Origin of the sequence: Streptomyces thermovulgaris, from assembly GCF_002155915.1 — a bacterium.
Lineage (GTDB): Bacteria > Actinomycetota > Actinomycetes > Streptomycetales > Streptomycetaceae > Streptomyces > Streptomyces thermovulgaris.
Genome location: NZ_MUME01000063.1, coordinates 1 through 6,174, shown reverse-complemented (window position 1 = coordinate 6,174; position 6,174 = coordinate 1). Strand labels below are relative to the sequence as shown.

Annotated in this window: 4 protein-coding genes; 1 reads left to right on the top strand and 3 read right to left on the bottom strand. The window is 71.4% G+C overall.

Annotated elements, in window-relative coordinates:
- Positions 1–920: LAETG motif-containing sortase-dependent surface protein (locus CCN35_RS06710; protein ID WP_245863036.1), on the top strand; the 920-nt coding region annotated here is incomplete at its 5' end.
- 179 nt (positions 921–1,099) lie between these two features.
- On the opposite strand, the gene CCN35_RS06705 is transcribed toward CCN35_RS06710, so the two are convergent.
- From CCN35_RS06705 to CCN35_RS06695, 3 genes are all read right to left on the bottom strand, one after another.
- Entirely contained in the window at positions 1,100–2,962 is a 1,863-nt protein-coding gene (locus tag CCN35_RS06705) for a GMC oxidoreductase (protein WP_079129729.1), read from the bottom strand.
- A 50-nt stretch (positions 2,963–3,012) separates the two neighbouring features.
- Complete coding sequence (locus CCN35_RS06700) at positions 3,013–4,626, bottom strand: succinic semialdehyde dehydrogenase (RefSeq protein WP_067394643.1); 1,614 nt, start codon at positions 4,624–4,626, stop codon at positions 3,013–3,015.
- Between the two features lie 115 nt (positions 4,627–4,741).
- Positions 4,742–6,174: serine/threonine-protein kinase (locus tag CCN35_RS06695; protein WP_107501031.1), on the bottom strand; the 1,433-nt coding region annotated here is incomplete at its 5' end.

The window sequence follows — 6,174 nt, the reverse complement described above, 5'->3', positions numbered from 1 at the left end:
AGGGCGAGGAGACCGAGTCCCCCAAGGAGGAGGCGGAGGAGACCGAGTCCCCCAAGGAGGAGACCGAGGAGGGCGAGGAGACCGAGTCCCCCGGTGAGGGGACGGAGGAGACCGAGGAGCCCACCTCTCCCGGCGAGGAGACCGAGTCCCCCGAGCCGGAGCCGAGCCCCTCCGCTCCCGAGGAGACCGAGTCCCCCGAGCCCGAGCCGAGCCCCTCCGCTCCCGAGGAGACCGAGTCCCCCGACGAGGAGGAGCCGCCGCTCTGCGAGGACACCAAGGTCGACGTCAGCATCAAGGGCCTGCCGGGCAAGATCGCCGCGGGCAGCGGTTGGCACAAGTTCACGCTGAACGTGGCCAACAACTCCGACTCCACCCTCACTGACCTCGACTACTTCGCCGGCGCCTCGTCCGACAAGGAGGGCGAGGACCTGTTCAAGTCCAAGCAGGTCCAGCTCCAGGCCTGGAACCCCGAGGACAAGGTCTGGGAGGACCTCGACTCGGACGGCTACGCGGTCGGCTACGTCGGCTACACCGACGTGCTCGAGCCCGACTACGAGGTCGACATCCCGCTGCGCGTCAACGTCAAGGCCAACGCCCCGGTCGGTGCCGGCTTCACGCTCGGCGCCACCATCTACGGCGACGGCGACGGCGAGTGCGTCGGCGTCGGCGGCGTGTCCTACAAGTTCCTGATCGTCGGGGCCGGTACGAACACCGACGGCACCAAGCCGCAGGTGGGCGGCAAGGCTCCGATCGCCGACACCAAGCCGGACGGCACCACCCCGAAGCTCGAGGGCAAGCTGGCCGAGACCGGTTCCAGCTCCGCCCTGCCGGTGATCGGCCTCATCGGCGGTGCCGCCGTTGCCGCCGGTGCGGGGGCGATCGTGGTCGTGCGCCGTCGCAAGGCGGGCGCGGTCGCGTAACGCGCCACACGGCTCAGGGCTCCACGTGACATGACGTGGAGCCCTCCCGGCCCAAGGAGAAGGACCTGCGTCAGGAGGGGGACGCGGGTCCTTCTCCTCCTCCCTTCTTCTCTCTTTCTCCGCTCTCTTCTCTGCTTCTCCGCGTCCCTGACGGGCTGTTCCTCCGCCGCCCCCGGCGGTCACTTCTTCGGCGGCACCGCCGGCACCTCCAGGAACGGCAGCCTCAGCGCGCCGAAGGCGCCCTCGGGGACCACCGGGTTCCGGGGCTTGACCGGCCTCAGCCGCCGGTACGCCGCTCCCTGTGGCGGACGCGGGTCGGGCTCGCCCTTGTTGGGCCAGTACGCCATCGCCCGCTCCGCCTGGGCGGTGATGGTCAGGGACGGGTTCACCCCCAGGTTCGCCGAGACCGCCGAGCCGTCCACGACCGAGATGCCGGGGTGGCCGTAGAGACGGTGGTACGGGTCGATGACACCCGTCTCGCGGGAGGCGCCGATCGGGCAGCCGCCGAGGAAGTGGGCGGTGAGCGGAGTGCCCATCAGCTCGCCCACATTGGAGCCGGCGAAACCGTTGATCTCGGCGGCGAGCGCGGTGGCGGCCTCCGTCGCGGCCCTGATCTGCTGGGGGTTGGGCGCACCGTGGCCCTGACGGGCGGTGAGCAGGCCCTTGCCGATGCCGGACGGTTTCAGATACGTCGTCAGGGAGTTGTCCAGGGACTGCATCACCAGACCGATGATCGTGCGCTCCGACCAGCGGCGGTTCGACAGCGAGCGCAGGAAGAGCAGCGGATGGCGCGCCACGTTGCGCAGCCAGGCCGCGACCCTGGACGAGCCCTCCACGTACGGCACCTGAAGGATCGACAGGCCGCCCATCGCGTTGGAGCCCCTGCCGTAGCGGACCGGCTCGATGTGGGTGTTCTCGTCGGGGTGGACGGAGGAGGTGATGGCGACTCCGCGGGTGAAGTCCGCCTTCGGCTTCCCGGTCGCCCTGCGGTAGCGCCGGTTGTCGGTCTGGGCGCCCACCAGTGCCTCGGAGTTGGTGCGGGTCAGCTCGCCCAGCCGGGGCGAGAGATACGGCAGCATTCCGCCGGCCTTCATCCGGTGCAGCAGCGTCTGGGTGCCGTACGTCCCGGCCGCCAGGACCACCCGGCGTGCCGTGAACAGGCGGCCCGCGCCCTTCCTCCGGTTGTCGGTGGGGAGGGTGGCGACCGCGTATCCGCCCCGCGCGTCCTCCGTGATCGACACGACCGTCGTCATGGGATGGACCACCGCGCCGGCCTTCTCGGCGAGATAGAGATAGTTCTCGTTCAGCGTGTTCTTCGCGCCGTGCCGGCAGCCCGTCATGCACTCGCCGCACTCGATGCAGGCGTTGCGGTCGGGGCCCACCCCGCCGAAGTAGGGGTCCGCGACCCGCTCGCCCGCCTTCGCCCTCGTCCCGCCGTCGGCGTCCTTGCCGTCGCCGAAGAACACGCCGACCGGCGCCATGTGGAAGGTGTCGCCGCAGCCCATCCGCTGCGCCGCCGCCTTCAGATGGACGTCGGAGGGGGTCGTCGTCGGGTTGAGCCGCGCCCCGAGCATGCGCCGGGCCTGGTCGTAGTACGGCTTCAGCTCCTCCTGCCAGTCGGTGATGTCCCGCCACTGGGGGTCGTCGAAGAAGGCCTTCGGCGGCACATAGAGGGTGTTGGCGTAGTTGAGGGAGCCGCCGCCGACGCCCGCACCGGCCAGCACCATGACATTGCCGAGCAGATGGATGCGCTGGATGCCGTACATGCCGAGCCTCGGGGCCCACAGATAGTTCTTCAGGTCCCAGGAGTTCTTCGGCAGGCTCTCGCGGGTGAAGCGCCGGCCGGCCTCCAGGACGCCGACGCGATAGCCCTTCTCGGTCAGGCGCAGGGCGGAGACGGAACCCCCGAACCCCGACCCCACGACGATGACGTCGTAGTCGTAGTGGTCGTCACGGGTGTCGTGGGTGCCGGAGTCGTCGTGGTCGTGGTCGTGCGCGTATGCGTCCTCGTCCCGGGTCCGGGCGGACCTCCCCTGTGACACATGCCCTCCTCGTCGGGAACCGGGTGGTGGCTGACGGAACCGGGGGGTGGCTAGCGGAGGCGGAACGCCTTCATCAGCCGCAGGCTGCGGCTCATGAGTGCCGCGTACTGCTCGTCGTCCATGCCGAGCGACGGGGCCATGGGCAGCAGCCGCTGGTGGGCGACGGTCTGGGCCTCGGTGTACTTGAGGATGCCCTCGGAGCCGTGCCGCCGGCCCAGGCCGGAGTCCTTCATGCCGCCCATCGGCGCCTGCACGCTGCCGTAGGCGGGGGCGTAGCCCTCGTTGATGTTCACCGTGCCGGCCCGCAGCCGGGCGGCGATCGCACGTCCGCGGCGGGCGTTCCTCGTCCAGACCGACGCGTTCAGGCCGTACGGCGTGGCGTTGGCGCGCTCGACGGCCTCGTCGTCGGTCCTGAAGCGGTGGACCGAGACGACCGGGCCGAAGGTCTCCTCGGTGCACACGGCCATGGAGGTGTCGACGCCGTCGAGAATGGTCGGCTCGTAGAAGTAGGGGCCGATGTCCGGGCGGGCGACACCGCCGGCCACCACCGTGGCGCCCCGGGCGACGGCCTCCTCCACATGCCGGGTGACGGTCTCCAGCTGCCGTTCGCCGACCAGCGATCCCATGTCGGCGCCGTACGCCAGCGCCGTGCCCAGCCGCATCGCCCTGGTGCGGGCGGCGAAGCGTTCGAGGAAGGCGTCCGCGACCGACTCGTGGACGTACAGCCGCTCGATGGAGATGCACAGCTGGCCGGCGGAGGAGAAGCAGGCGCGGACCGCTCCCGCCGCCGCCTTCTCGACGTCGGCGTCCTCCAGGACCAGCATGGCGTTCTTGCCGCCGAGTTCGAGGGAGAAGCCGATCAGACGGGCGGCGGCGCCCTGGGCGACCTCGCGGCCGGTGCGGGTGGAGCCGGTGAAGGAGACGTAGTCGGCGTGCCGGACGACCGCGGGGCCGACGACGGGGCCGTCGCCGATGACGACCTGGAACGCCTCGGCCGGCAGCCCGGCCTCGATCAGCAGGTCACGGGCCCACAGGGCGGTCAGACAGGTCTCCGTGTCGGGCTTCATGACCACCGCGTTGCCCGCGACGAAGGCGGGCAGCGCGTCGCCGACCGACAGCTCCAGGGGGTAGTTCCAGGGGACGATCTGGCCGACGACACCGCGCGGGTGGCGCAGTTCGGTGACCTTCGTCAGGACCGGGACGGCGCCGGTGTGCCGCCGGGGCCTCAGATACGCGGACGCCCTGCGGCCGTAGTGCCGGGCGGCGACGGCGACGGCCTGCACCTCCTCGTGCGCGTGCAGGCGGGCCTTGCCGGTCTCGAGCTGGATCAGGTCGAGGATCTCGGCCTGGCGTTCCAGGAGCAGGTCGTGGAAGCGGAGCAGGACGGCCGCGCGCTGCCGTACGGGGATCTGCGCCCATACGGCCTGTGCGGCGCGGGCCCGTTCGAAGGCGTGGGCGACGTCCTCGGGGGTGGACTCGGGAAGGTCGGCGAGCTTCTCCCCGGTGAACGGGGTGTGGTTGGCGGTCCGGCCGGACCCGATGACGCCCTTGGTGAGCCGGGCGACCAGGTCGGGCGTCACCACGTCGGCGGCGGTGCGGGCCCCCGCGGGGGCGGGGGCCAGGGGGTTCGTGCCGGTCTTCACCGGGGCCTGCGCGTCCGTCATGAGGCGCAGGGTATGCCCCACCGACGACTTTGTGTACCCGTCGGTAATAAGGATTCACCGCGCCCTCACGCGCCGCCAGTGGTCACTGGCAACAAATGCCCTGATCAGGGCGTTGTCACGGCTGGTGGATGTCCAGGTTGGCGATGACGGTCTTCGCCACCTCACGGCCGCGCTCGGTGAAGTCGCCCTTGCCGGGGTAGCCGACGGTGAGCTTGTACAGGTCGCCTCCGGTGGTCTTGTAGTAGAAGATCCGCAGCTCGACCGGCTTCGGGCGGGTCCGGTCGTCGGTGGTGTAGGAGATCGTGTTCTCGGCGGCCTGCCTGCCCCGGTACGTCGACTCCCTGGGCTGGGTCTTCGGGTCCTTGGGCATGTCGAGGCTGTAGTCGCCGGACTTCTTGAAGGAGTCGTTCTCGTCGTACATCTGGGCGGCCGCGGAGTCCTTGATCCGGCCCCCGGAGTCCTCGGACTTCTTCAGCAGGTCCAGCTTGACCGTGATGCTGCCGCTCCAGTCGCGGTAGGCCACCCAGTGCGTCCTGTCGAAGCTCCTCCGCTCCGGCACCTCGCGCTGGTACTCCTCCGGCACGGCCAGCGTCGCGGCGAGAGCCTTCTCGTGCCGGGTCTTCCAGCCCTCGGGCAGCGGACCCGCGAACGGGCGCACGATCAGGACGTACGCCGTCACCGCCGCCGCGACGACCGCGGCGCCGAGCCCGAGCCACGCCTTGCGGCCGAGTCTCAGGGCCGGCCCCCTGCCCCCGGCGAACTGCACCACCTGCGTGGGCGCGGGCGGGGCGAGGACCTGCTCCAGCCGGGTGCGGACCTGGGCGGCGTTCAGCCGGCGTGCCGGGTCCTTCTGCAGCAGGCCGTTGATGACCTCGGCGAGCGGGCCCCGGGCGGCGGCCGGCGGCGCGGGCGTGGCGTTGAGGACCGACTGGAGGGTGGCCGGGGTGTTGCTGCGGCGGAACGGGGAGACGCCCTCCGTGGCCGCGTACAGCACCACGCCGAGCGACCACAGGTCGGAGGCCGGGCCGGGCCGCTGCCCCAGCACCCGCTCCGGCGCGATGTACTCGGGGGAGCCGACGAAGCCGCCGGTGTCGGTCAGGTTGGTCTCGCCCTCGATCTGGGCGATGCCGAAGTCGGTGAGGACGATCCGGTCGTGCCGGCCGAGCAGGATGTTGTCCGGCTTGACGTCCCGGTGCAGGATGCCCGCCGCGTGCGCGGCCTCCAGCGCGCCGAGCACCGCGAGGCCCACCTGGGCCGCCTCACGGGCGTCCAGCGTGCCCTCCTGCAGCACGCTGCCGAGCGAGCGGCCCTGCACCAGCTCCATCACGATCCACGGCTGCCCGTCGACGACGGCCACGTCGTGGACGTTGACGACCGAGGGGTGGTCGAGCCGGGCGGCGGCACGGGCCTCCCGGCGCATCCGCTCGAAGGCGTTGGCGCGTTCCCGCTCGGGAAGGTGGTCGGGGATGCGCGGCTCCTTGACGGCGACCTCGCGGTCCACCATCTCGTCCTTGGCCCGCCACACGGTCCCCATGCCGCCGTGCCCGA

Bases quoted from the DNA above. Each gene is read 5' to 3' on its own strand.
- CCN35_RS06700 (WP_067394643.1), bottom strand. From the start codon at position 4,626: ATGACGGACGCGCAGGCCCCGGTGAAGACCGGCACGAACCCCCTGGCC.